The organism is Lacinutrix neustonica (assembly GCF_026625145.1).
GTDB classification, from domain to species: domain Bacteria; phylum Bacteroidota; class Bacteroidia; order Flavobacteriales; family Flavobacteriaceae; genus Lacinutrix; species Lacinutrix neustonica.
The window spans coordinates 1,611,009-1,634,545 of sequence record NZ_CP113088.1 but is presented as its reverse complement, the minus strand read 5'-3'; the positions used below and the strand labels follow the sequence as shown (position 1 = coordinate 1,634,545).

Sequence of the window (23,537 nt, the reverse complement as noted above, 5' to 3'; positions counted from 1 at the left end):
ATTTTCACGGAGCTCGTAATTTGTAAATTTTAATGTTGCCTTTTGCAGGTACAAATTCACCGTTTAGATTTTTAGTATCAATACTAATTTGGTGGTCTTTTTCTGTTTTGTCTAAACTGTTAGGAATAGAAAGGCTTGCTAACAACGCATGATAGCCCACATTGATAATGGTGGTAGCACTTTGAGTTTCCCCATTAAGATCAGTAACCTCTGCCGTGATTTCGTACTTAAAAATGGGTAAACTTTCCTTCTCAACCGTTTCGTCTCGGAATGGCTTTAAAGGTAATGGTGTAATTCCCAGTCGCATCTGTTAGTGTTTCTCCGTGTGTGATTTCTTGACCTTGATCTGTAGTTACTGGATGTCTCCAATAATACCAACGTGGATATTGTACATTTCGCTTCACACGATACACTACTTTAGCATCAGAAATTGAGGCGCCGGCATAGGCCAAAGCTTTTCCTGTTACAGTGACGCTGTCATTTACTTTAATACTCTCGGTAATAGGGTTGAAACTGGTCTCAAATTTTGGTCGCTTGTACTCTTCAACCGAAAAGGAGGCATAACCATTATAAATATTGTTGCCTTTTAAACGCAAGCTAAAGGTTCCTGTTAAACCATCACTAGGTAATATAAATTCACCTGCAACCGAGCCATAATCATTTGTTATTAAATCTATTGTCTTTATTTTCTCTCCGTTAACATTATATAAAGAGGCTGTTAATTGTTGGTTAGTAATCACTTGAGACGTTTCGTCCTTTGTTGATATCGCAATGCCTTTAAAATAAACGGTTTGTCCTGGTCTATAGATGCTTCGATCTGTAAATAAAAAGGTGTTATAGCTTACTGGCTCATCGCTGTATTTGTTGTTGTAATAACCATTGATGTACAAGTTTTCAAAGTAAGCCACCTCACTTTTATCTATGACCTTAATATTCACATGACGCCTGTCGTTTTTGGGTTTCGTTATGACCAACTTACCTCTCGGAATCGGTTGTTTTATTCACCGTTTCACGCACCTCATTATCGTAAGTGTACTCTAATCTTACTTTTGCATTTTCAATAGGCTTCCCATGAGTTCTATTTATGATTTGAAGGTGTTTTTTGTCTTCATAATCATATTCTAAAATGGCAATATTTGTGATTTGAACATTCGAAAAGGTTAAGAAATTTTGATCCAGATCATTGGTTATACCTGTTATCAAATAACGCCCATTCTCTAATGGCGGCATCACTATTTCGGTTCGGTGAAACTGATAGTCTTTTTCGTTGTTTAAAGCGGAGTCCCAGTTCTTACTAGCGGTTAAAGTTGCAATAAATGCTTCACGCTCTGCTTTTCTATAGATTTTAGCATATTTTTCATATTGCTTTTCAGTTAGTTTATAAACTGAAAGGCATACTTGGTCCAAATTTTTATGTGTCACTAAGAGTCTACCATGGGTTTGCACAGGAAGCAATGACTCTGTTAAAATACTCAAACTCGGATTAACAATTCGGGCTTTGAGTCCCTTACACTTATCTGCAGCGTTACTTTTTGGAAATTTTGAAATTACAGTATCGCATATCGCTAAAGCTTCTTTGTTTTTCCATTGCATTTCTATATGGGCTTCGGGCGAATAACTATTGGCTTGATTGGCATAAATAGTTGCTATTTCATAATCATATAAACCTGAAACTTCGTGTGAAGCAACACGAGCACTTTCTGCACTATAGGTGTCAATTAAAAGGGCTTCATTGTTCTGTATAATCAAATGTTCTTTAACATAATCCAAACGACTTATATTTACAGCCGCTAGAGCATGAGGGGTTTTATCCTTTAAATGAAATTTAATTAACGCTTGATAGAGTTTTAAAGCATTCAATTCTAAAGAGGACGTGTCTTTTGAGGCTAAGGTGAGCTTAGCAAATTCTTCAGATTTCGCAAGATACTTGGCATCATCAATTATAAATTTATAAGCTGGTTTAGTAATGGTGTTTTCGGTAGTGTTATAGAATAGAAGGGCGTTGTGTGCCAAAAAATCATATAGTGTAGGACGGTAAATTTTGGAATCTTTTTGTTCTTGAAGTAATGCACTATAAGCTTCTAGTTTAGTTTGCTGAAGAATTAATTTGTTTTCCAAAGAGTGTTCAAAATGCCTGTGTACTTCATCAAATAAGGTTTGTAAATCCCAAGTTCTAAAATCTTCAGGATCAACTTTTTCGTTTGTCGTACTACGGTTATAAAATTTCCAACGATTTTGCTGAAAGTATTGCCAGTAAAGTGTAGCTAAAATATTTTGTAATACGTTTTTAGTGGGCGCCGCGCTGTTTTTTATTTCAGTTTTAAAAGCATTAACGATATTGAGTTGAGCCGCTTCTTCTAAAGTGAGTATAAACTTGCTTTTAAAGAGGAGCGCTTTAATTTTTTGTGGCGCGTTATTTTCGTCTCCGGCTTTTGCCTCAATGGTTTCAACAAGTTTTAAAGCAGATTTTGGCAACCCCTTCATTTCAAAATTTTCAACCTCGGTCCATAATTTGGAATAGTTGTTGTTTTGGGAGAAAGAGGTATTGGCAAAAAGAACTATAATGAGTATCGTAAGGAATCTGTTCATTTTTTAATATTTATTTTTTTAAAGATAATGGTGTTCGTTTGCAATATTTTAAGACGTATTTTGTTTTCGTCATGTTTTATGAAGCAATATAGTTGGACTTGTTTTTTTACAAAAGACCAAATGCGCAAAAGCAACGTTTCATTGAGTAAACTAAGGTACTTTAAAAGTAAACCTTTTATTTTAGATTTTTTTTAATAGAATCATACCATTTTGAGGAACACTAACTTTAATTTCACATGATGTTTTTTATTTAAAATCAAAAATAATACCAATAGAATATTAATTTAGCACGAATAATTTTTATAATGCGAAAACTCATCCTTTTACTACTGTTGCCAGTTTTTTCTTTGGCCCAATCCATATATAGTGAAGCCGAAGGCTTAATTGAGCAAAAAAACTTTGTTGAAGCGGAACAAAAACTAGTGGTCTTTGTTAGTGAAAACCCTTCAGACTTAAAAGCCATTGAATTATTGGGTGATGCCTATGGCCACCGGAAAAAATGGGAAGAAGCAGGAGAGCAATATAAAACCCTAACAGAAGCTAAGCCTAATAGCGCAAATTATCATTATAAATACGGAGGGGCCTTAGGAATGAAAGCGTTGTCTGTTAACAAAATAACAGCATTAGGCATTATTGGTGATGTGAAATCGGCTTTTTTAAAATCGGCAGAATTAGATCCCAATCACATCGATACCCGTTGGGCTTTAGTAGAATTATACATGCAATTACCAGGGATTATTGGAGGTAGCAAGGCTAAAAGTTTAAAATATGCAGAAGAACTTTTTAATATTTCAAAAGTAGATGGGTATTTGGCAAAAGGCTATATCCATGAATATGATAATGAGCCTGAATTAGCAGAAAAATTTTATAAACTTGCGATAAAAGAAGGAGGTTCTTTGAACTGTTTTGATAAGCTCACTAAGCTTTATGAAAAAGAAGGAAAGGCCAATGAGGCTATAACAACTATAGAAGCGTCAAATGTGAAACACAATCGTAATGCGATGCATTATCAAATAGGTAAAGTATGTGCCGAATATAATGTGCAACTGGAAAAAGGGGAGCGCTGTTTAAAACAGTATATCTCACATTACAGTGCTAAAGATGGGGTACCTAAATCTTGGGCGTATTATCGTTTGGCACAAATATATAAACACAAGGCAAATAAAACGGAGGCGTTGCTGTGGATAGATAAAGCTATTGCCGACTTGCCAAAAATTGAGGCATTCAAAGACGAAAAAAAAGCGATAAATAATCTGTAATGGTTAGACGAGTACCTGCTTGCAGGGTGATAGCCTTTCCTGTAGATGCGGCGTGTTGGTTTTTAGTTTTCCTATTCGTGTTTTGCAAGTTACTATTAGAGCTGTGGCACAACGATTGCTGGACCTCCTCGTAGAAATCCAAAATCTCCATTAAAATTAGAAGTAACAATTCTTATATTTACACTTCATAAAACAACTCTATGAACGTACATTTTATAGCTATAGGAGGTAGTGCCATGCATAACCTCGCTTTAGCCTTACATAATAAAGGTTACCAAGTCACAGGTAGTGATGACACCATATTTGAACCTTCGAAATCACGCTTAGAAGCGAAAGGATTGTTGCCGTAACGGTTTGGCTGGTTTCCCGAAAAAATAACCGCTCATTTAGACGCCATAGTGCTGGGGATGCATGCTAAAGAAGACAATCCGAATTGTTAAAAGCACAGGAATTGGAGCTTAAAATTTACTCTTATCCTGAGTTTTTATATGAACAATCTAAACATAAGACCAGAGTAGTTATTGGTGGGAGTCATGGTAAAACAACGATAACTTCTATGATATTACATGTGATGCATTATCACGATCGCGACGTAGATTATATGGTTGGAGCACAATTGGAGGGGTTTGATGTCATGGTAAAATTAACCGAGGACAATGATTTTATTGTACTGGAAGGGGATGAGTATTTGAGTTCTCCAATAGATCGGAGACCCAAATTTCATTTATACAAACCAAATATTGCTTTATTAAGCGGTATAGCCTGGGATCACATTAATGTGTTTCCAACCTATGAAAACTATGTAGAGCAGTTTCGCCTTTTTGTAGATAGTATTGTAAACGGTGGAAGTATTAATTATAATGAAGAAGATGCTGAAGTGAAACGAGTCGTGGAAGCCTCTCTAAATCCCATACGTAAATTACCGTATACTACGCCAGAGTATACTGTAGAAAACGGGCAGACTTTGCTGGAAACGCCAGAAGGTGATGTGCCAATAGAAGTCTTTGGCAAACACAATTTGAATAATCTCGCTGGCGCCAAATGGATTTGTCAACATATGGGTATTGATGAAGATGATTTCTATGAAGCGATTGCAACCTTTAAAGGGGCAAGCAAACGTTTAGAGAAAATTGCCGAAAGCAAAAATAGCGTTGCTTATAAAGATTTCGCACACTCACCAAGCAAAGTGGAAGCCACAACAAATGCCGTGAAAGCACAATATGAAAACCGCTCACTCATTGCATGTTTAGAACTGCATACCTATAGTAGTCTCAATGCTGAATTTTTAAAAGAATACAAGGGGGCATTGGATGCTGCCGATGTAGCTGTAGTATTCTATTCGCCACACGCTGTAGAGATAAAAAAATTAGAAGAAGTTACACATGAACAAATAGCAACCGCTTTTGAGCGTGATGATTTAATAATTTACACCAATCCGGAAGCATTTAAACAGTTTCTTTTCTTACAAAATTTTGAGAATAAAGCCTTATTGTTAATGAGCTCCGGAAATTACGGCGGTTTAGATTTTGAGGCTTTAAAAGCGTTAATTGAGTAGTTTTTTGTTGATGTGTTTAACCTTTTAAGTGCATGACTTCAGAATAATCAATAAGGTGTTTATGAAAAAGAACGAAAATGAAACGGGAGGAGTAAAGAAGCCTTGGCCCACGAAAAAAGCGATGGAACAAGTCTATGCCATGAACCTATGGGGAGGCCATACTTCCGATTTTTATTCCGGTGATGGATCGCATAATCTTAAGATTGTAGAACCATACATTATCGTTTTAACTAACTTCTTAAAGTCTTTTAAAAGTCCTATGGTGGTGTGTGATTTAGGTTGTGGGGATTTTAATGTGGGAAAAGCATTAGTTAAGCATACAAAACACTATGTAGGGTTAGATATAGTACCGGACCTTATAGCACGCAATACAGAAAAATTTAAAGCAGAAAATTTAGAATTCCACTGTTTAGATATCGCAGGAGATGCGCTACCTATTGGAGATTGTGTAGTATTGCGCCAAGTCCTACAGCATTTGTCGAATGCTGAAATACAAAAGATATTACCTAAGTTAAGTGCATACAAGTATGTTATTATAACAGAACATCTTCCGAAGGAGATTTTACACCTAATAAAGATATTATTTCAGGGCAAGGCATTAGGCTAAAAAAGCACAGTGGTGTAAACCTGTTGGTATCTCCTTTTAACTTAAAGACAAAAGAAGAACAACAACTGTTGTCTATTAGTTTAAATGAAGGGAGAGGTGTTATAGTCACAACACTATATACACTCTTTTAAAATCTTACTATTTTATATTTCTTGTTTTAAACGAAAACAGTATCTAAAAAGGCCCTCACACGTTCTTGATTAGCACGAAGTAATTCGGCACGGGCATTTCTAATATCTTTAGGGTGCTTGTCTTGTGAGAGTTTAAATTTGCCTTCCCAATGGGTGATTGCTATTTCGAACAGTTTAATATAGTTGAGGTTAGCATCCAATCTAGGATTATCGGGCTCTAAAATATAGTTGTGATCAGGTGCTTCCAGGAATTCAGTCATGGTTATCAAACTCTGTTTTAAAGCGGCGTTACTTTCTATACGTTTCACAGTTCCTTTTAAATGCACTTTAATATAATTCCAAGTAGGTAACTGGGTTGAGGTGTATATACTTGGCGAAATATAACATTCTCGTCCGGAAAATATAATGGTAATATCGTGATTGTCCTTTAGTAACTCAGTTTGCGGATTATAAATATCGATATGCCCAATTAGTTTACCTGCTTCATAAATTAATGGTAAATGCGTGATTAGTGGTTGACCATCCTTTACAGAAATAACTGTAGCTAAAGGATAGGTTTTAATGACTTCAATCATGTGACTGATATCATTGTCCTGATGGTGTTTTGGTGGGTATTTCAAACGCCAAATTGTGTTAAGTGATGATTTAAATGTTTGTATTGCATTTGTCCCCACTGGTCTTTGGTTAATTTACCAAAAGCGGGATGCGGTTGCCAATTGGTTTTTTCTTTATGCTCGTGGAGTTCATTCAAAAGCGTCACTAGTTTTTGTTTTTCGGTATTAAAATCTTTGGTTTCGATTACTTGAAAACGTTTTGGTGTTGGCATATTTTTACGCCATGGTTTATCGTTATACATTGATTTCTTGAAGAGTAGATTAATAAGCCAGTTTGGTTTTAAACCATAATCTTCTTTCTCAAGTATAACGTTTAATGGAATTTGGCAGTGTGCCAACATTTGGCCTACCGTCATCTTTCCCCAATTAGGCTGCAAATTTTCGTTTAGATTGTCAACACGGTTAAGGATCTCTTGGTGCGTTTCAGGATTAAAAATGGATTGCATAACGAAATGATTAAAGAATGTGTCTGAAATTTACAATATTTTCTTAATAATAGGATGCATATGTAGAGTCTTTCAGCATTTAAAAGTGAAAACAAAAAAAAATATGTAGATTTATAAGATGACTAAAAAACCAGCGTCCTTTTCTATAAAAAACTGGTCACAAGACGATCAGCCCCGTGAAAAATTACTTTACAAGGGTAAAACGGCACTGAGCGATGCAGAATTGGTTGCCATATTAATAGGTTCAGGAAATCGAGAAGAGAGTGCCGTTGCGCTATGTCAGCGTATTTTAGCAAGTGTAGATAATAATTTGAGCGCCTTGGGCAGGTTGTCCATTAAACAGCTTATGGCATTTAAAGGTATTGGTGAAGCTAAAGCCATTACCATTATTGCTGCTTTAGAATTAGGGAGAAGGCGGCGTGGAGGAGAAGCATTACAACTAGAAAAAATCACATCTAGTGCTTCTGTTTTCGAACTTATGCAACCGCTTATTGGAGAGCTCCCTCACGAAGAATTTTGGATTGTATATTTAAATAATTCTAATAAAGTCATTCAAAAAAATCAATTGAGTAAAGGTGGTATTACAGGAACGCTAGTCGATGTGCGTTTGGCACTCAAAACAGCACTCGAAGTAGGAGCAGTAGGGATCTTGCTGGTTCATAATCATCCTTCGGCACTTTATTGCCAAGCCAGGCAGATAAAGCACTCACAACAAAGATGAAAACAGCCGCACAAAGTTTAGATATAAAAGTATTAGATCACATAATCGTCACAGAAACTGCTTATTTTAGCTTTGCAGACGAAAATTTAATGTAATGCTTCTAGTTTATACACATAAAATCACACCAAGGGTGAAGTACATTTTTAAACAAATTTGTACACGAATTATAGGTATACCTGTAAATTTCACCACAACGATTGAAGAATTTATAGCACATGATAGTTTAAAAATGTCTTACACAAGACAACCGCTGAGTCATGAAATTTTTATGCGTGCTAATGAGCTCCTGTTTGAGCAAGGGCTCGATGATTTAGATTTGAATGTGAGCGAATGGGAAGACACCAAGTGTTTTTTTGCTAATGGAGAATCTAGTGCTTTGCCCTTTGATATTTTTGCTGCTTCTTTTTATCTGTTAAGCAGATATGAAGAGTATTTACCACATGTTAAAGACGATTATGGACGCTTTACCGCAGAGGAAAGCTTAGCCTTTAATCATGGTTTTTTAAATCAGCCCGTGGTTGACATATGGGCTTTTAAATTTAGAAAGTTATTGAAAGCACATTACCCAGATTTTGTTTTTCCGAGCGGCAGTACAAAATCACGCCTGTAATAGATGTGCCAAGTGCTTATGCCTTTAAATTAAAAGGCATTATGCGAACTTTTGGTGGGACCATAAGAGATCTTTCGAGATTTAAATTAAAAAAAGTTTATCAACGTTATGTGGTGCTTTTTGGTTTGAAAAACGATCCATATGATACCTTTAAGTACATTATTAACAAGCAAAAACAAGTCGTTAATAAGTTTATATTCTTTTTCCTTATTGGAGATTTTTCCACGTACGACAAAAATATCAATGCACAAAAATCAGCTTTTCAGTCGTTGATTAAGCAAGTAGGAGACTATTCCGAATTGGATTGAAAGCCTCTTTTTTTGCATTGGAAAATAAGGCTATTTTAAAGGCAGAAAAAATAAGAATGGAGTCCATTACCAATCAGGAACTACAAGCTTCAAGGCATTCTTTTTCAAAATTAAACTTACCCGAATCGTATAGGAATTTAGTAGAATTAGAAATACCCGAAGACTATACCATGGGATACATTAAACATATAGGTTTTAGAGCAGGAACGTGTACACCCTTTTTCTATTACGATTTAGATTACGAAATTCAAACCCCTTTGCGCATAAACACTTATCACGTATTAGATTATGCACTATTAAAACACCAGTCTTTATTAGACAAAAAGATGATGTTGAATAGAGTGATTGATGAAGTAAAAAAAGTGAATGGTGAGTTTGTTTCTGTGTTCCATAATTATACCTTTGGAGCCGATGAGACCTGGCAAGGGTATAAAGAATTATTTAACATTATTTTAGACTCAGAAAATGAAGCATAGCATCACCGATATTTTTTTTGATCTTGACCATACACTCGGGATTTTGATAAAAATTCTGCACTAACTTTTGAGATTATTTTTAAGAAGAATGCTGTTGTCATTGATTTCGAATTATTTTCTAAAGCCTACCACCCCATCAATTTAAAGTACTGGAAGCTTTATGGTGCTGAAAAAGTTAGTAAAGCAAATTTACGATACGGAAGATTAAGAGAGACCTTTGATGTTTTAGATGTGAAAATTTCAGATAAAACCATTCATCAATTAGCGATTGACTACATTGATTATCTTACCACGCATAATCATGTTTTTGACGGAACTATAGAAATTTTAGAGTACTTAAAACCAAAGTACAAACTACATATTATTACTAACGGCTTTGAAGAGGTACAGCAGAGTAAATTGGAGAAAGCCAAAATCGCTCATTATTTTGAAACCATTACCAACTCAGAAATGGTGGGTGTAAAAAAGCCCAATCCTAAAATGTTTCATCATGCCCTGTCCCTTGCAAATATAGAAAAGGAACATGGTATCATGATTGGAGATAATCCGGAAGCAGATGTTTACGGTGCTTTAAATATAGGACTGGATGCAATTTGTTTTAATTACCATAAAGTGGAGATGGAAGATCATATAAAACAAATCGATCATCTCCTTGAATTAAAAAATTATTTATAATATTATGATTAAAAACATCACATGTACCGCTCTGTTTTTTATAACATTTTCAATGTTATTTGCTCAAAATGACTTAAATGAATATAAATATATTATAGTCCCAACTAAATTTGAGTTTCAAAATAATGAAAGTCAATATAATTTAAATGCCCAGTTAAAATTTCTATTTGAGAAAAATAATTTTAATACCCTTATGTCTAGCGAGGCATTACCTGAGGACCTTATTAACAATGGTTGTCTCTCCTTAAAAGCCAACCTTATAGACGAATCAAATTTGTTTAAAACCCGAATAAAAATCCAGCTAAAAAATTGTAGAGATGAGGTGGTATATACCTCTAATCAAGGAATGTCTCGAGAAAAAGCCTATAAAAAAGCGTATCAAGAAGCCATTCGTAGTGCTTTTGAATCTATTAAAACACTTAATTACAAGTATGTTCCAATTACGGATACAATAACTAGCGACATGCCGAGATGGGAACACTAAAACAGAAATTGAGAAACTAAAAGAAGAGATAAAAGATTTAAAAGCCGAAAAAAAATCAGAGGGAAGAAACGCTAAACTTATAGTGCTGACGGAAAGTGAAGACGAGGTTAAGGACTTAGAAAAACCGAGAGTGACCAATAAAGAAAATAAACGATTATTGGCAGAGCTCATACCTGGTAGTGTTTTTAATTATGAATTAAAAAATAATGAAGGAGAAACACAGTATACATTACTGTTTTCTCGGTAAAGAAGATGTTTTTATAGTAAAAAACGAGAACGCATTAATTTATAAAAAGAACAACGCCTGGATTATGGCGCAATTTGTGGAAAACAATTTGCAAACCAATGCCATTGATATTCAATTTTAATATCCGTACTTTTCTCTCCATCGTGCTTTTAAAAAATCACGTTGGGCCTTTTCTCTTGCATTATTACCTGGTTCATAAAACGTGGTATTGACAATTTCTTTGGGTAAAAATTCTTGAGAAATAAAGTTATTCTCATAATTATGAGAATATTTATAGTTTTCACCGTATCCTATTTCCTGCATTAATTTGGTTGGGGCATTTCTTATGGCTAATGGAACGGATAAGTCTCCTGTTTCTTTAACTAACTGTTGAGCATTTCCTATGGCCATGTACGCAGCATTACTCTTAGGCGAACAGGCTAAATAGGTCGCGCACTGACTTAAAATGATTCGGGACTCGGGTATCCAATGGTAGAAACCGCTTGAAATGTGGTGTTTGCCATAATTAATGCCGTAGGATTAGCATTACCAATATCTTCACTGGCTAGAATAAGCATACGTCGAGCAATGAATTTTACATCCTCACCACCTTCTACCATGCGTGCTAAGTAATAAACAGCTGCATTAGGGTCACTGCCGCGTATAGATTTAATAAAAGCAGAAACAATATCATAATGTTGTTCACCAGTCTTATCGTAACGTACGGTATTATTTTGAACTTTTTCTAAAACACTGCGGTTGGTGATCGTAATATGGTCACTTTCTTCAGCATTGATAATCAATTCGAAAATGTTGAGTAGTTTTCGAGCATCACCTCCGAGAAAGCCTTAATAAGGCATCGGTTTCTTTGAGTATAATCTTTTTTTTAGAGATTTCCTCGTCTGTTTCAATAGCACGCTTTAAAAGCACTTCTAAATCCTTTTTTTAAATGGGTTTAAAACATACACCTGACAACGTGACAACAAGGCTGGTATCACTTCAAAACTGGGGTTTTCGGTGGTAGCTCCAATTAAAGTAACCCATCCTTTTTCCACAGCCTGCAATAATGAATCTTGTTGCGATTTACTAAAACGATGGATTTCGTCAATAAAGAGTATGGGGTTTTTGGTCGTAAACAAACCACCGCTCTGTTTTGCTTTTTCAATAACTTCGCGAACGTCTTTTACTCCGGAACTTATCGCGCTCAAAGTATAAAAAGGTCGGCCTGAAGTTTCGGCAATAATGTTCGCTAATGTCGTTTTTCCTATGCCTGGCGGTCCCCAAAAAATCATCGACGGGATCAAGCCTTGAGCAATTTGCTTTGTTAGTGCGCCTTGTTTACCCACCAAATGGACCTGGCTCACATAATCGGCTAAAGTCTTCGGTCGCAATCTTTCGGCTAGAGGAATATTCATGGTGTAAAATTAAGCTTTTTAAAATTATGCTAAGATTTTTTTACGGGTTCTTAAAAAATAAACCATGTACCTTTTGTTAAGGTTGGAGGCCTTTTTTTACTGCCGCTTTCTTTTTTATAAAAAGTTTGCAAATGGAGTCCTGGTAGAGTTATGCTAATTGATTTTATTTTTACAGGCTGACATTCTAGCATAATAGAGATATTGGATTGTAAATTGCTATATTTAAAATCTATGAAAAGTCAGAATCCGAGAAACCTTCAAGTTCTCATTAGGAGCCATTACAAATCCCATACTTTTTGTATTATTAATCCGGCTGGTTTTTGTAGTAGAAAATCGTTTTGGCTTTCGCTTTAACAAATTTGGTGTTTATCCGCAAACAGTACAAGGTTTAAGAGGTGTTGTTTTGAGTCCGTTTATACATGCAGACATTAAGCATTTGTATTCTAATACCATTCCGTTGTTCGTTTTATCTTCAGCATTATTTTATTTTTATAGGCCGATTGCCTGGAAAGTAGTATTGTACGGTGTCTTACTATCTCGGTATTATTACATGGTGTATTGGTAGACCTTCTTATCATATTGGTGCTAGTGGCTTGATTTATGTCTTGTTTAGTTTTAATTTCTTTAAGGGGCTCTTTGCGAAACATTATAGATTAATGGCGTTATCATTGGTGGTTATTTTTATATATGGTAGTATGTTTATCTATGCGTTTCCTATAGATGAGCAAGTCTCTTGGGAAGGTCATACGGCGGGACTACTAACTGGATTTATTTTCGCGTTAATCTTCAAGAAGGAAATAGCAAAACCAAAAAAATATACTTGGGAAGAGCCAAATTATAACGAAGCAGACGATGAGTTTATGAAACACTTCGACGAAAACGGAAATTTTATTGAAACCTTAGATGAAGAGGAAGAAGCGTCTGAAGAAGCCCCTGATATAAATTACATATTTAAAGAAAATAAGGAGGAATTATAAACGTTGTCTAAGCGCTTCGTATAAAAAAGCACCACACGCAACAGAGACATTTAAGGATTCTATTTCTCCTAATAACGGTAGTTTTGCTTTGTCATCGACCAGCTTTAAAACCGAAGGGTTGATGCCACGACCTTCAGATCCTAGGATAATAGCACAAGGACCTTTAAAAGAGACATCGTAGAGGGTGTTTTCTGTTTTTTCAGTGGCAGCAATTACTTTTATGCCTGAAGCCTGCATATGAAACATGGCATCTTTTATATGGTCTACTTTACAAATTGGGACTTTAAAGACAGCGCCAGCACTTGTTTTAATGGTATCCCCATTTATGGGAGCGCCACCTTTCTTTTGAATAATGATGCCATTGACACCAGTACATTCAGCAGTACGAATGATAGCTCCAAAGTTTCTCACATCACTAAGTTGGTCCAATAAAAGGAATAGAGGAGTAGCCCCACTAGCTATCGTTTGTTCAACGAGAGCATCTAAGTCGTGAAAAGCAATAGGGGAAATCTGTGCGACGACACCTTGATGGTTGTTTTTTGTGAGGCGATTGAGTTTTTCAACTGGCACGTAAGAAGAATTAATACTATAACGTCTCAAAAGGGCTTCTAATTCCAAGAAAAGCTCGCCTTTCAGGCCTTTTTGTAAAAAAACCTTATCAATAGTCTTTTCCGCATGTATTGCTTCTATTACCGCTCGTAAACCAAAAATTTGTGTATTATTTTCCATTGCGACAAAGGTATAAAAAAAGCGGCTGATAAAAATCAGCCGCTTCATATATTAGTTAAGTTATTATTACTGCTTTATAATTTTCTTGGTCACAATACCTTCACTTGTATGAATTTTAAGCAAATAGAATCCGGAGACAAAAGCTTGTAGATCTAGGGTGTTTGCACTTCTAACGACACTTATACGTTGACCAAATAGGTTGAATATTTCAACCCTATGAATATCTTTTTCGTAATCCGAGAAATAAATCATTTACTACAGGGTTAGGATATAATTTGATTTCCACTGGGGTAACCACGTATTCTGTAGTACTCAAAACAGTGCAATTACTTAAATCGGGATTGCCTTCAATAGGTACTCTTGGGGTTAAATCTCGACCATTAAAAGCGGGATAATCCAAGGGAAATTTATGCGCTCTAAACACAAAATTTAAAGCAGGGGAATCCCCTTGATTGAGTACTCCTGTCGAGGTGTCGGGATTAACATATTCCCATACGGTATTTTTATTAGAATCAATTTCAAAAAAATAGCCGGAATCTCCATCACAGATTAAAGTGTTTCCATTCGGAAGACGTTGTCCACTGGATAATATGGCAGAAAAAAAGTCAGTCGGAGTGTCAGCTTCATAAGTCCATTCTATAGCACTAGGTGAAAAACCATTGAGTTCATCGTACGCATATATTCCTTGTCCAGTGGTTTCGGGATTAATAATAGCCAATGAAGAAATGGCACTGGAATTACCGTTATTAAAAATCATTATTTTTCCAGCATCTGTTAATCCATTAGGGATCCAATGTGGAAAATGTTGACTATCTAGTGTCGCATAAGTGCTTGTCTCATGGTCATAGGCTACAGGATTACCCCAGCGGTATAAAAAATCACCTCCTTTACCATAAATACCACCCTGACTAGAAGCGGCTTCAGCAGTGGAAGTGGAGTGGTCAATAATATAAACTTCACTTAGTTTTCTTGAACTTAAAATAATTTGATCTAAATTTTCATTGTATTGCATAGAATTGATATGCAACCAATTGGCAACAGGATTATTGTTGTTTAAGAAATTGATGTCTAAACGTTGCGGATTGTTAGCAACACTGCCGTAGTTATTTTTGGTAGCATCAAAATCTTGAATTAAATGATCTTTAATATTCCACTCCCAAACAATATTAGCTTGATTGGTTCCAATAGGTTGTAATTCTAATATTTGTTCGTTAAAAAGTTTGCCTTCTGAAATATTTGTCGCATCTCTGCCTTCTTCAATAGCATCAAAAATAGGGATGGTAGTGACAGCTAATATTAATATATTACCATTAGGTAAAGGGTAAATGTCATGATGTTGAGAAACTAAATCTGTAGAATAATTATAATCCCAAAGCAAGTTATTTTCCCAATCAAATAACTCAATTTTTCCTCCAACACCACCAAAAGTAATTTCCGAGTTATAAATTTTACCTGTTCTTAACAGGTTTCCGTTATTTAAGAGATAAACAGACGCTGCAGGCGTATAGGTACTTGTCCATTGATTAACCACCTCTCCACAATTATTTATCAAATAAGTTTCTGTGGAATTATTGGGGGAGAAAAGCGTTAAACCATTAAAAGCGTTGGTGTCATTTGTTATGGTACCAACAGTGTTTTGACTGTGTAGCGTTAGCGCCAAGAATAAAAAGATAAGGTAGAGCTGTTTCATTGTCTTATTTAAACAAAAAACCACCTAATTAAAGGTGGTTTTTAGATTATTACTAATTATAATAATAGTTTACTCTTAATTACAAGTATTAGTACCGTCAACGATTACGCCTTCCGCAGGAATAGGACCGTCTGTGTAAGTTGTTCCTGTTGGTGAAGTTAAAACATAAGAGTTTTCACTTTCCCATCCAGGACCATTACCAGTACCTCCACCGAAGTGTAAGTAATTGAGAATGCAGAACCATCTCCAATCGCTATGTCATCAAAGACAGTAGTTTCCGAAAGATTAACTTGTCCGTCATTATCTTGAGCTGCATATTCGGTAGAAGTACCATCAGCAGTTACAGTAATGAAACCACCATTCCAGCCGTCACCATAAGCATCTGTAGCTTCAAGTGTCCGGAAACAATATGTATAATCTTCAATAGTAACAGTGAAATTTTCCTCACTATGAATTACTTCATACGTGTCAGGTACTCCAACAACATCAATTGAAAACTCTGCAGTTTCAGTGCCTTCTGTTTGATCTAAATCTCTTAAAACAGATACAACTATTTGCGCTTGAGTAGCGTATGGCGGTACAACCGCATCAGCCGTCATATAATCTTCACCTGCAACAGCGTCACCACCAATTTGAGTGATTGTAAAACGTGTAGATGATTTAATTGGTTTGTCCATAGTGATATTCACCACTACTTCAGTCATCCCTAATTCAGTTGCAGCAGTAGAACCGATCTCATAGGATACTATAGGCTTAGCGTCTTCACTAATTATATCTGCTGGATCTGTGTTTTCACAGCCTACTACAGCAAGTGCAAGAAGAGAAAAACTAAGTAAATATTTTATTTTTTTCATTTTATTTTAAATTAAAAGTTAAACTATTGTCTCACATAAGTTGATGTCCATGCACCTGCCCAATTTGTTGTAAATGTTTGGGTGTGATTCATTGTTAAAGTACTTGTGATCGGATCCCAAGTACCCCCTTGGATATCTCCAATAGCTCCTGAGAAGTTCGCTGAACCAAATTGTAAGTTACCTGTTGGTAGAATATCACCACATAATTCAGTAATGTTAGCGAAGTTATCTAAACCAGGGTTTCCAGTACAACCATATCCTAAGAATCCACCGTCACCAATAGCTATAAACCAAGAACCATCTGCATTAGCTTCAATAGTTGTTGGCTTAGGAATCGCTCCATTAGCACAACCATCATTTGTTGCCAAATAATCACCTGATAAATCAGCAAAACATTGGTAAACAAAAGTTAATGTATTTGTCTTACTACTAGGAATCACATTTGGACCTGCTGTACTTGTCAATTCTAAAGTTAATACAGGGTTTACAGCTAAAGGTGCAATAATTCCATCTGTAATTACCGTGATAGGTAATGTAGCGATGTAGTTTTCACTTCTCTTTAGTGTAATGCTTGTCATTGGTAAAACATAGTTTACACCAGCAACTGCAGTGGTCTCAGAGGCCACTGGAGCAACGTTAACAACAACGTCTTCTGTCATTCCAGCTAAATTATTTGGTCCTTGTAATTCAACAACAACACCAAAAGTGTATTCTTGACCATCAGCAACTGCACTTAAATTTTGTGCAGAAGTTGAAAAGCTAACAAAGTTAGAGCCGTCGTTAAAAGTATCTGTTAATGCCTCGTCATCAAGTATACAAGATGTTGCCGAGAATGACACAAAAATTGTAAGTGCCAATATTTTTATAAAATTTTTCATTTTTCTTTTTGTTTAATTATTAATTATTGCATCCGAGAAGGTGTGACCATCTGTCGTAGCCGAACCAGATTGGGCAGGTACATTTGCACTGTTATTTGCAAATTCACTTGTTGGATATAATAAGTTAGTAGGATAAGTTGGTAAAAAAGCACCAGGAGGAAGTGGAACAAAAGAAGGGAAATCCGTTCTTACTCTGTCCATCCACGTATCAAATCCGTTAACAAAAGTTTGTGCTACCCATTTTTGAGTAATGATCGCTTCAATTTCACGACCTGCAGTTACTGCAGCATTCCAATTCACTAAAGGATTTGTACTAGACGCTTCATAATTGAAAGTATCTGTACCTCCTAATTCATCAATTGATTCTGAAATTGCAGCTCTGTATAAAGTTCCAGCATTTCCACCTAAATTAAATCTAAAAGCCGCTTCAGCTTGTAAAAATAAGGCTTCAGAAACAGTCATGATTTGAGCATCTTGAGAAGCAGAAACTAATAACCCAGGTCCTATTTCAGAAGTCACATCAGAGTTGTAAGCTGTTGCATATGTGTTTTGTGGTACTCCAAAGTAACCACCACCGGATGCAGCTTCTACAAACAATCTTGAAAGTCTAGGATCGTTAGTATTCTTAAGGAAATCAACATATACTTCACTACCTCTAAGGGCTAAGTGATCTTGAGTAGCAGGACCATCAGCAGGACCAAATCCATATCTAGCGTAAAAAGGACTTTGCTTCCCAGCTTCATCTATATAACCAGGATTTACCGCAACTGTAGAGGTAATGAAACCAATGCCATTGTTATACACTTCGTTGTACTTCGCTGTTAAATCTTCACTCGTATTAGATTGGCGTAACAACATCTTTAATTTAAGCGTGTTTGCATATCTTTTCCAAGCGTCCATGTCACCATCTAGCATAAGGTCTCCCGTTACTGCATTCGCGTCTACGGCGTTGTCAATAAGCGCTATGGCATTATTAAGTTCATCGTAAATAGCATCGTAAACAAATTTGTCATCATCATAAGCAGGTTGTGTGTTTTCTCCACGACCAAATGCTTCTGTATAGATAACATCACCATAAATATCTACTAAAGTAGAAAAGTGGTATGTTTTCATGATTTTTGCTATTGCTTTGTAGTAATCTAAACCATCACCTGCAACATTTTCAACAAATTCATAACTATTTAAAGCTCGGTATAAGTTCTATCCCGGATATTCACGGCATAGGTATCGTTTGTAATAAGATACTGTTGCTCCGGTTGATACCAAACTCTATCCCCTGCATCTGAAATTCCACCACCATAAATACCACCTAATAAGGTGAAATTGTTTCCAGCGTTATCGTGAAGGTGAGTTGCAGTATATACTTGAGCCGCAGCTAAAGTAAGATCTGGAGTAGATGTTGTTGGTTGATCTGTACTATCATTAACATCTAAAAACTCCTCGCTACATGATAAAGACATCATCAATACCATTAAAAGCGCTACATATTTTATATTTTTCATTTTCATTTTTCTTTAAAATTTAACATTTACTTTAAAACCATAAGTACCTGTTGGTGGTGCTTGAGCACTAGATCCAATTCCAGGAACTCCTGCATTTACAGAGAATTCGGATCAGTATAGATGTTTTCTGCTGGTGTCCATAAAAGAACATTGTTTGCAACAAAACCAAGTGAAACGGCATCAACTGCTGAGTCTTTTAAAAACTGGCTTGGTAGACTATAATCTAATGCAATTTCTCTTAATTTAATGGCACTTGCATCTACAACGTAATTCTCTTTAATTTCGTTGTAACTTGTTTGCCGAAGTTTCTTGTACCATCTGTAGTTGGTCTATCAGTATTCGCTACATACACTGGGTTAGCAGCTGTACCTGTATTATAAACAGAATTAGGGAATACGAAAGGTTGTCTGTCTGTAGACACACTTTGTTTTGTTAAACCTGCAAATTCTAATGCTTCAACTAAAGTGTTATAGAACACATGACCAGTCTTGTAATCAGCTACTGCAGATAAACTTAAGCCTTTGTATCTTAATTTTGTAGTTACACCCGCGATAAAATCTGGTACGGTTGTTCCTAAATTAATTAATTCTGAAGTTGGGCTAGGGTTACCATTCGCACCAACAATGACACGTCCTTGGGCATCTCTTTGATATCCTGGAGCATATAAACTTGGGTAAGCTTGACCAACTTCAGCAAAGATAAGAGCGGTTCCTGAAAAACCAGCAGCAACATTCGTACGTTGTTGACCACTATTTAAAGAAATAACTTCTGAATTAAGTGTTGTTACCGTTAAACCTAAATCCCATTGGAAGTTTTCTGTTTTAAGCGGTACTAAACCTAAATCAATTTCCCATCCTTTATTCTGGATTTCACCGACATTAGTTAAGAAACTCGTAGCCCCAGAGCGAGATGATGCTCCTACATTACTTATTTGATCTTCTGAATTAACAGTGAAATAATTCGCTCCTAAAGTTACTCTCCTTTTAAAGAACTCTACGTTAACACCTGCTTCAATCGAGGTTGAAAACTCGGACTTAGATTTGGATCAATAGCAACAGTACTAGGTCTTATTCCTACTGTTGTACCAAAAGGAAATTGAGATGAAGTAGAATTAGGTTCAGCTGTAGGATCACCTGGAGTAATAAATACTTCGTTGATTCTACCTATTTCTGCATCGTTACCCACTTTAGCATAACTGGCATTAAATTTTAAATAATCTAAGACACCTCCTTTTAAACTTGGAAATGCACTAGTCGCAACAAACGAAAGACCACCACTGTAATATCCGTAAGAGTTATTCTCTACAGGTAAAGTAGACGATGTATCTTGTCTATAAGTTCCTGTTAAGTATAAGAAATCTCTAAACCCTAAAGTTAAATCACCAAAATACGCCCACAATCTTTTTTGAGTTGTTCTTTCAGCACCTGTAAGTTCTCCAGATCTAACGCCAACATTAAAGATAGAATTCGTGTACAAGTTGTTTCCACCTATTCTTACTCTTTTTGATTTGAAGGCTTCAACGTGAGTACCAACAATTAATTTAGCAGAGAAATCATCGTTTATTTGCTTATCAAATGTTACAAATAAATCTGAGTTTAATCTAAAGTTATTATCAACACCATCAGCAACAGCATTAACCTCATCAGCAGGTCTTGTATACGTTAACGTTGGATCGTAAGTAAACGCTTCCTGAGTGTTTTTAAACGTACTGTTAAAAGTGGTTAGACCAACATTGTAAGCCGCAGTAATCCAATCATTCACTTGGTATTCTATATTAGCAATACCTTGTAGTCTGTTTGAGTTAGACGTATCTCTGTTTTGATCAATTACTTGGTACGGGTTTTTAAAATACGCGTTAAAATAATTGTTTGGATTCGCATACTTATCAGTTCTCCAATTCTTATAATCTGTTATTGGAATATGACCTGGTGTGTTTAAAAGTATTCTGTAAAAACTACCTGCACTTGGACTAGCTCCAGCGACATCTGTCTTGTCATCAACGTAAGAAACAGAAGTCATCGCTTTAAATTTGTCACCTTGTCTAGAGGCATTAAATCTAAAGTTGTTTCTAGAATACTCATCTTTTGGTGTTACACCAGTTCTGTCAATGTGTTGTGCAGAAAAGAAATAAGAAGATTTCTCATCACCACCACTTATAGACAATGCATTTTGAGTTGTTACACCTGTAGTAAAGAAATTTTTCTTGTTATCTTTAATAGGCGCATAAGGAAGTGCTTGAAAAGTACCGTCTGCTAATACAGGACCTACTCTACGGATTGAACCATCATATCTTGGCCCCCAACTTTCGTTTTCAATTGGATCATAGTCAAAAGTATTTGTAGACCCACTTCCGTATTGTGTTTGTAATTCGGAAAGAATTTAACATCTTCGAAAGTTACAGCAGAGTCAAATGAGAAATTAATTTTCCCATTGTCCTTACCTCTTTTTGTAGTAATAATTAACGCACCATTTGCACCTTTAGAACCATATAGGGTTACAGAAGAGGCACCTTTAAGAATGTTAATAGACTCGATGTCATTCGCATTTAAGTCATTAATTGACGTTTGTGCCGATGGAATACCATCAATAACGATTAAAGCCGCGTTGTCACCTGTTAGAGAAGCATACCCTCTTAATACGATACTAGAACTTGGATTAACACCATTGTCATTAAAGTTAATGTTTATACCGAAGCTTTACCTACAAGCCCTGTTACAACATTTACTGGAGCCGCTTGAGTTAAAGCATCTTGCTTAACTACAGTAGTTGCATAAGCTAACTCACTAGGTTTTCTCTTAATACCAAGAGCCGTAATTACAACTTCATCGATGGCCGCAACATCTAACTCTAGGCTGAAACTAATATTGTTTTCAGTTCCCACCGTTTTATTTACAGATTTGTAACCAATATACGAGTAGGTAAGTACATCGCCAGTATTTGCAGAAATTGAATATTTACCATCAAAATCTGTCTGAGTACCATCATTTGTACCTGCTACAATAACATTAACCCCAGGTAAAGGCAATCCGCTTTCATCGGAAACTGAACCTGAAATTGTTTTTTCTTGTGCAAACGTGAGTTGCACAACAAACGCTAGTAATAGCGTTAGAATTCCACTAAACTTTGTTTTCATTTTATATTTTATTTGAATTAGTCTTTGCCAAAAATCATAATAAAAAGTTAATTAACCAACTTTTTTTTCATAAATATTTCATTTGTTATTGATATTATCTAGATAAATCAGAGATTTTAATTTTTTATTAACAGCATGAAAATGAGATATTTTTTTTTAAAATCACTGGTCTTTGTATTCGTGATAATGTCATATAATTTTTTTAAAAAAATATAAATATCACTGCTTGAGTCTATTATAATATGCTAAATCTAATTCATGTGTGTTTGTTTATCTTGTTGTTTTTCTTAATGTTTAAATTGTTCTTTGTTAGAATTAGAGGGGCTTTAACACTATAGTTAAGGTTAAGTTGTTTTATTTAACAACTTAATAAATTTCTGTTATTAGTGTGGAATGTTATAATAGCTCTCATTTTAGGAATTGTTTAAGGTCTTTTTGTTCTTAAAGAGAGAGTAATGGGGTATGTGGGGGCGTCTATAATTTTTATGACGGGTAGTTGCTTTTCAAATTAACAATGATAAAGCCGGAGCATAAGGTGCTCGGCTTTAAGGTAATATAACAAGTGGAATGTTATTTTAGTTTTTGCTTTTCTTCAATAGACATTCGGTAAGTTTGAAGTTTACCTTGAGCTATTTCATTGTCATCACTGTCTGTCACCGTGTAAGTGGTTCCGCTTTTGTTTACCGTAAATGAAGTAATTGCATTACTGTTTCCATCAATTAAACCACCATCGTTAAGCGGAAAGAGGCTGGATAGGTTTACGGTTTGGTAAAACACTCCAGGCTTGATGAAATCTATAGAAACGGGGACATTACTATTGTCTGAAGAAGCGTTTCCATTATTCGTCCAAAAGCTAGCATCAACAATATAATCTCCATCTCGGATCACTTCCTAAGATGGTTAATTGTTCAGGGCAATCGCTGTAACTTGTTTGAATGTAACTTCCTCCATAAATTAATTCTAAATCTAAATCGAGACCAAAATCAATGTCGCATGGATCTTCACCACTTTCTAAGTAATCACCAGCCCAATTGAGTCTTGTAATTAATTCGTCGCTAACATAGTTTTCAATGTTAATAGTTACTATTTCATCAATTTTGGCTTCCAATAAACTGGTAGATGTTAATCTCAGTTTTACTACTTTCGTGTTATTTGGGATCAGATCTTGAATGGTTTCAATATTTATTTGCAACGTAGTACGCTCCGCAGGAAAGTTAGCAATATAACCTGAGCCGCCTTGATATCCATAGCCAAAGTAGCCGGATTCAAACCATGTATTGTAGGGTACTATAATATCTTCCAACGCTACCAAGTCATAAAAGCCTTCTCCAGTGGTCGCATCGCCATCGGTAGGCAAAGCAACAATTATTGGATTGCCCGCAGTGTCTAAAACATCTATTCTAATATTAATAGGATTAGAGACGGCATATTCAACATTAAGATCAAAAGTGGCGGTTTCTCCAGCGGTTACTGTAACCGCTTTATTGGCAATTGTAATGGTTGGTTTGCCTCTTCTTGGTATAGAATCGTCATTTTGACATGAGATTATACATAGTGCTAATAGCGCAACGCATGTATACTTGTATAATTTTGTATTTTTCATTTTTGTTTTGTTTTATAGTGGTGTGTATACTGAAACTCCATTTTCGCCATATCCT

At 35.6% G+C, this 23,537-nt stretch carries 26 protein-coding genes and 5 pseudogenes; 12 read left to right on the top strand and 19 right to left on the bottom strand.

What is annotated here, in order from left to right:
- Positions 1–4: 4 nt before the first annotated feature.
- The 3 genes from N7U66_RS21630 to N7U66_RS21620 are packed head-to-tail and all read right to left on the bottom strand — an operon-like array spanning position 5 to position 2,589.
- Complete coding sequence (locus N7U66_RS21630) at positions 5–307, bottom strand: hypothetical protein (RefSeq protein ID WP_313791480.1); 303 nt, start codon at positions 305–307, stop codon at positions 5–7.
- Positions 252–938, bottom strand: coding sequence for an MG2 domain-containing protein (locus N7U66_RS21625; RefSeq protein WP_313791479.1), 687 nt, complete (start codon positions 936–938; stop codon positions 252–254). The genes N7U66_RS21630 and N7U66_RS21625 overlap by 56 nt, the downstream gene beginning before the upstream one ends.
- A gap of 37 nt (positions 939–975) precedes the next feature.
- A complete protein-coding gene (locus tag N7U66_RS21620) occupies positions 976–2,589 on the bottom strand; it encodes a hypothetical protein (RefSeq protein WP_313791478.1) in 1,614 nt (537 codons plus the stop codon).
- Positions 2,590–2,894: 305 nt separating this feature from the next.
- Here N7U66_RS21620 and N7U66_RS09140 point away from each other — a divergent pair, with 305 nt between their 5' ends.
- The 3 genes and pseudogenes from N7U66_RS09140 to N7U66_RS09130 all read left to right on the top strand — a co-directional run bounded on the left by N7U66_RS09140 (position 2,895) and on the right by N7U66_RS09130 (position 6,141).
- Positions 2,895–3,848, top strand: a complete 954-nt coding sequence (locus tag N7U66_RS09140; protein ID WP_267678242.1) for a tetratricopeptide repeat protein — start codon at positions 2,895–2,897, stop codon at positions 3,846–3,848.
- Positions 3,849–4,048: 200 nt separating this feature from the next.
- Positions 4,049–5,403: pseudogene (locus tag N7U66_RS09135) on the top strand (UDP-N-acetylmuramate--L-alanine ligase).
- A 61-nt stretch (positions 5,404–5,464) separates the two neighbouring features.
- Positions 5,465–6,141: pseudogene (locus tag N7U66_RS09130) on the top strand (class I SAM-dependent methyltransferase).
- A gap of 26 nt (positions 6,142–6,167) precedes the next feature.
- Here the strand turns inward: N7U66_RS09130 and N7U66_RS09125 are convergent.
- Together N7U66_RS09125 and N7U66_RS09120 are read right to left on the bottom strand one after the other, a co-directional pair.
- Positions 6,168–6,761, bottom strand: a complete 594-nt coding sequence (locus N7U66_RS09125; RefSeq protein WP_267678241.1) for an FMN-binding negative transcriptional regulator — start codon at positions 6,759–6,761, stop codon at positions 6,168–6,170.
- The gene (locus tag N7U66_RS09120) at positions 6,758–7,201 is read right to left on the bottom strand and encodes a DUF1569 domain-containing protein (RefSeq protein WP_267678240.1); all 444 of its coding nucleotides are present in this window, start codon (positions 7,199–7,201) and stop codon (positions 6,758–6,760) included. Before N7U66_RS09120 ends, N7U66_RS09125 begins: the two co-directional genes overlap by 4 nt.
- A gap of 118 nt (positions 7,202–7,319) precedes the next feature.
- On the opposite strand from N7U66_RS09120, the pseudogene radC reads away from it, so the two are divergent.
- The 8 genes and pseudogenes from radC (at position 7,320) to N7U66_RS09080 (ending at position 10,843) form a co-directional block, all read left to right on the top strand.
- A pseudogene (radC, locus tag N7U66_RS09115) lies at positions 7,320–8,017 on the top strand (RadC family protein).
- A gap of 35 nt (positions 8,018–8,052) precedes the next feature.
- Complete coding sequence (locus N7U66_RS09110; RefSeq protein ID WP_267678239.1) at positions 8,053–8,532, top strand: DUF7033 domain-containing protein; 480 nt, start codon at positions 8,053–8,055, stop codon at positions 8,530–8,532.
- Between the two features lie 5 nt (positions 8,533–8,537).
- Positions 8,538–8,840, top strand: a complete 303-nt coding sequence (locus tag N7U66_RS09105; protein WP_267678238.1) for a polysaccharide deacetylase family protein — start codon at positions 8,538–8,540, stop codon at positions 8,838–8,840.
- A complete protein-coding gene (locus tag N7U66_RS09100) occupies positions 8,837–9,316 on the top strand; it encodes a polysaccharide deacetylase family protein (RefSeq protein ID WP_267678237.1) in 480 nt (159 codons plus the stop codon). Before N7U66_RS09105 ends, N7U66_RS09100 begins: the two co-directional genes overlap by 4 nt.
- Before the next feature lie 72 nt (positions 9,317–9,388).
- Complete coding sequence (locus N7U66_RS09095) at positions 9,389–9,991, top strand: HAD family hydrolase (RefSeq protein ID WP_313791526.1); 603 nt, start codon at positions 9,389–9,391, stop codon at positions 9,989–9,991.
- A 4-nt stretch (positions 9,992–9,995) separates the two neighbouring features.
- Positions 9,996–10,475, top strand: coding sequence for a hypothetical protein (locus tag N7U66_RS09090; RefSeq protein WP_267678236.1), 480 nt, complete (start codon positions 9,996–9,998; stop codon positions 10,473–10,475).
- 82 nt (positions 10,476–10,557) lie between these two features.
- Positions 10,558–10,722: a hypothetical protein gene (locus N7U66_RS09085; protein ID WP_267678235.1), complete on the top strand. Its 165-nt coding sequence runs from the start codon at positions 10,558–10,560 to the stop codon at positions 10,720–10,722.
- Entirely contained in the window at positions 10,682–10,843 is a 162-nt protein-coding gene (locus tag N7U66_RS09080; protein WP_267678234.1) for a hypothetical protein, read from the top strand. The genes N7U66_RS09085 and N7U66_RS09080 overlap by 41 nt, the downstream gene beginning before the upstream one ends.
- Here the strand turns inward: N7U66_RS09080 and N7U66_RS09075 are convergent.
- Positions 10,840–12,116 (bottom strand): annotated as a pseudogene (locus N7U66_RS09075) (replication-associated recombination protein A). The gene N7U66_RS09080 and the pseudogene N7U66_RS09075 overlap by 4 nt on opposite strands.
- Positions 12,117–12,640: 524 nt before the next feature.
- On the opposite strand from N7U66_RS09075, the gene N7U66_RS21615 reads away from it, so the two are divergent.
- A complete protein-coding gene (locus N7U66_RS21615) occupies positions 12,641–13,093 on the top strand; it encodes a rhomboid family intramembrane serine protease (RefSeq protein ID WP_313791477.1) in 453 nt (150 codons plus the stop codon).
- On the opposite strand, the gene rlmB is transcribed toward N7U66_RS21615, so the two are convergent.
- The 13 genes and pseudogenes from rlmB to N7U66_RS09015 all read right to left on the bottom strand — a co-directional run bounded on the left by rlmB (position 13,088) and on the right by N7U66_RS09015 (position 23,482).
- A complete protein-coding gene (rlmB, locus tag N7U66_RS09065) occupies positions 13,088–13,822 on the bottom strand; it encodes a 23S rRNA (guanosine(2251)-2'-O)-methyltransferase RlmB (protein ID WP_267678233.1) in 735 nt (244 codons plus the stop codon). The two genes, N7U66_RS21615 and rlmB, sit on opposite strands and share 6 nt — an antisense overlap.
- A gap of 66 nt (positions 13,823–13,888) precedes the next feature.
- Positions 13,889–14,074: a T9SS type A sorting domain-containing protein gene (locus tag N7U66_RS22535; protein ID WP_390886634.1), complete on the bottom strand. Its 186-nt coding sequence runs from the start codon at positions 14,072–14,074 to the stop codon at positions 13,889–13,891.
- On the bottom strand, positions 14,037–15,512 hold the full coding sequence (locus N7U66_RS09060; protein ID WP_267678232.1) for an aryl-sulfate sulfotransferase: 1,476 nt from the start codon (positions 15,510–15,512) through the stop codon (positions 14,037–14,039). Before N7U66_RS09060 ends, N7U66_RS22535 begins: the two co-directional genes overlap by 38 nt.
- A 158-nt stretch (positions 15,513–15,670) precedes the next feature.
- Positions 15,671–16,366: a hypothetical protein gene (locus N7U66_RS09055; protein ID WP_267678230.1), complete on the bottom strand. Its 696-nt coding sequence runs from the start codon at positions 16,364–16,366 to the stop codon at positions 15,671–15,673.
- 23 nt (positions 16,367–16,389) lie between these two features.
- Entirely contained in the window at positions 16,390–17,244 is an 855-nt protein-coding gene (locus N7U66_RS09050; RefSeq protein WP_267678229.1) for a hypothetical protein, read from the bottom strand.
- 12 nt (positions 17,245–17,256) lie between these two features.
- Positions 17,257–18,375, bottom strand: a pseudogene (locus N7U66_RS09045) (SusD/RagB family nutrient-binding outer membrane lipoprotein); the annotation flags it as partial.
- 50 nt (positions 18,376–18,425) lie between these two features.
- The gene (locus tag N7U66_RS09040) at positions 18,426–18,746 is read right to left on the bottom strand and encodes a hypothetical protein (RefSeq protein ID WP_267678228.1); all 321 of its coding nucleotides are present in this window, start codon (positions 18,744–18,746) and stop codon (positions 18,426–18,428) included.
- Positions 18,747–19,005: 259 nt separating this feature from the next.
- Positions 19,006–19,224 (bottom strand): hypothetical protein, encoded by a 219-nt coding sequence (locus N7U66_RS09035; protein ID WP_267678227.1) that lies wholly within the window; start codon positions 19,222–19,224, stop codon positions 19,006–19,008.
- 515 nt (positions 19,225–19,739) lie between these two features.
- The gene (locus N7U66_RS09030; protein WP_267678226.1) at positions 19,740–20,909 is read right to left on the bottom strand and encodes a SusC/RagA family TonB-linked outer membrane protein; all 1,170 of its coding nucleotides are present in this window, start codon (positions 20,907–20,909) and stop codon (positions 19,740–19,742) included.
- Positions 20,910–21,010: 101 nt separating this feature from the next.
- Complete coding sequence (locus N7U66_RS22530) at positions 21,011–21,388, bottom strand: TonB-dependent receptor plug domain-containing protein (RefSeq protein WP_390886648.1); 378 nt, start codon at positions 21,386–21,388, stop codon at positions 21,011–21,013.
- A gap of 41 nt (positions 21,389–21,429) precedes the next feature.
- Positions 21,430–21,879: a carboxypeptidase-like regulatory domain-containing protein gene (locus N7U66_RS09025; protein ID WP_267678225.1), complete on the bottom strand. Its 450-nt coding sequence runs from the start codon at positions 21,877–21,879 to the stop codon at positions 21,430–21,432.
- Between the two features lie 570 nt (positions 21,880–22,449).
- Entirely contained in the window at positions 22,450–22,767 is a 318-nt protein-coding gene (locus tag N7U66_RS09020; RefSeq protein ID WP_267678224.1) for a hypothetical protein, read from the bottom strand.
- On the bottom strand, positions 22,739–23,482 hold the full coding sequence (locus N7U66_RS09015; RefSeq protein ID WP_267678223.1) for a hypothetical protein: 744 nt from the start codon (positions 23,480–23,482) through the stop codon (positions 22,739–22,741). Before N7U66_RS09015 ends, N7U66_RS09020 begins: the two co-directional genes overlap by 29 nt.
- Between the last annotated feature and the right edge of the window lie 55 nt (positions 23,483–23,537).

What these genes read in the sequence shown, in the direction of transcription:
- N7U66_RS21630 (WP_313791480.1), bottom strand. Translation starts at nt 307, where the DNA reads ATGCGACTGGGAATTACACCATTACCTTTAAAGCCATTCCGAGACGAA.
- N7U66_RS21620 (WP_313791478.1), bottom strand. Translation starts at nt 2,589, where the DNA reads ATGAACAGATTCCTTACGATACTCATTATAGTTCTTTTTGCCAATACC.
- N7U66_RS09140 (WP_267678242.1), top strand. Translation starts at nt 2,895, where the DNA reads ATGCGAAAACTCATCCTTTTACTACTGTTGCCAGTTTTTTCTTTGGCC.
- N7U66_RS09120 (WP_267678240.1), bottom strand. Translation starts at nt 7,201, where the DNA reads ATGCAATCCATTTTTAATCCTGAAACGCACCAAGAGATCCTTAACCGT.
- N7U66_RS09090 (WP_267678236.1), top strand. Translation starts at nt 9,996, where the DNA reads ATGATTAAAAACATCACATGTACCGCTCTGTTTTTTATAACATTTTCA.
- N7U66_RS09080 (WP_267678234.1), top strand. Translation starts at nt 10,682, where the DNA reads ATGAAGGAGAAACACAGTATACATTACTGTTTTCTCGGTAAAGAAGAT.
- rlmB (WP_267678233.1), bottom strand. Translation starts at nt 13,822, where the DNA reads ATGGAAAATAATACACAAATTTTTGGTTTACGAGCGGTAATAGAAGCA.
- N7U66_RS22535 (WP_390886634.1), bottom strand. Translation starts at nt 14,074, where the DNA reads ATGATTTATTTCTCGGATTACGAAAAAGATATTCATAGGGTTGAAATA.
- N7U66_RS09060 (WP_267678232.1), bottom strand. Translation starts at nt 15,512, where the DNA reads ATGAAACAGCTCTACCTTATCTTTTTATTCTTGGCGCTAACGCTACAC.
- N7U66_RS09055 (WP_267678230.1), bottom strand. Translation starts at nt 16,366, where the DNA reads ATGAAAAAAATAAAATATTTACTTAGTTTTTCTCTTCTTGCACTTGCT.
- N7U66_RS09050 (WP_267678229.1), bottom strand. Translation starts at nt 17,244, where the DNA reads ATGAAAAATTTTATAAAAATATTGGCACTTACAATTTTTGTGTCATTC.
- N7U66_RS09040 (WP_267678228.1), bottom strand. Translation starts at nt 18,746, where the DNA reads ATGAAAAATATAAAATATGTAGCGCTTTTAATGGTATTGATGATGTCT.
- N7U66_RS09025 (WP_267678225.1), bottom strand. Translation starts at nt 21,879, where the DNA reads ATGAAAACAAAGTTTAGTGGAATTCTAACGCTATTACTAGCGTTTGTT.
- N7U66_RS09015 (WP_267678223.1), bottom strand. Translation starts at nt 23,482, where the DNA reads ATGAAAAATACAAAATTATACAAGTATACATGCGTTGCGCTATTAGCA.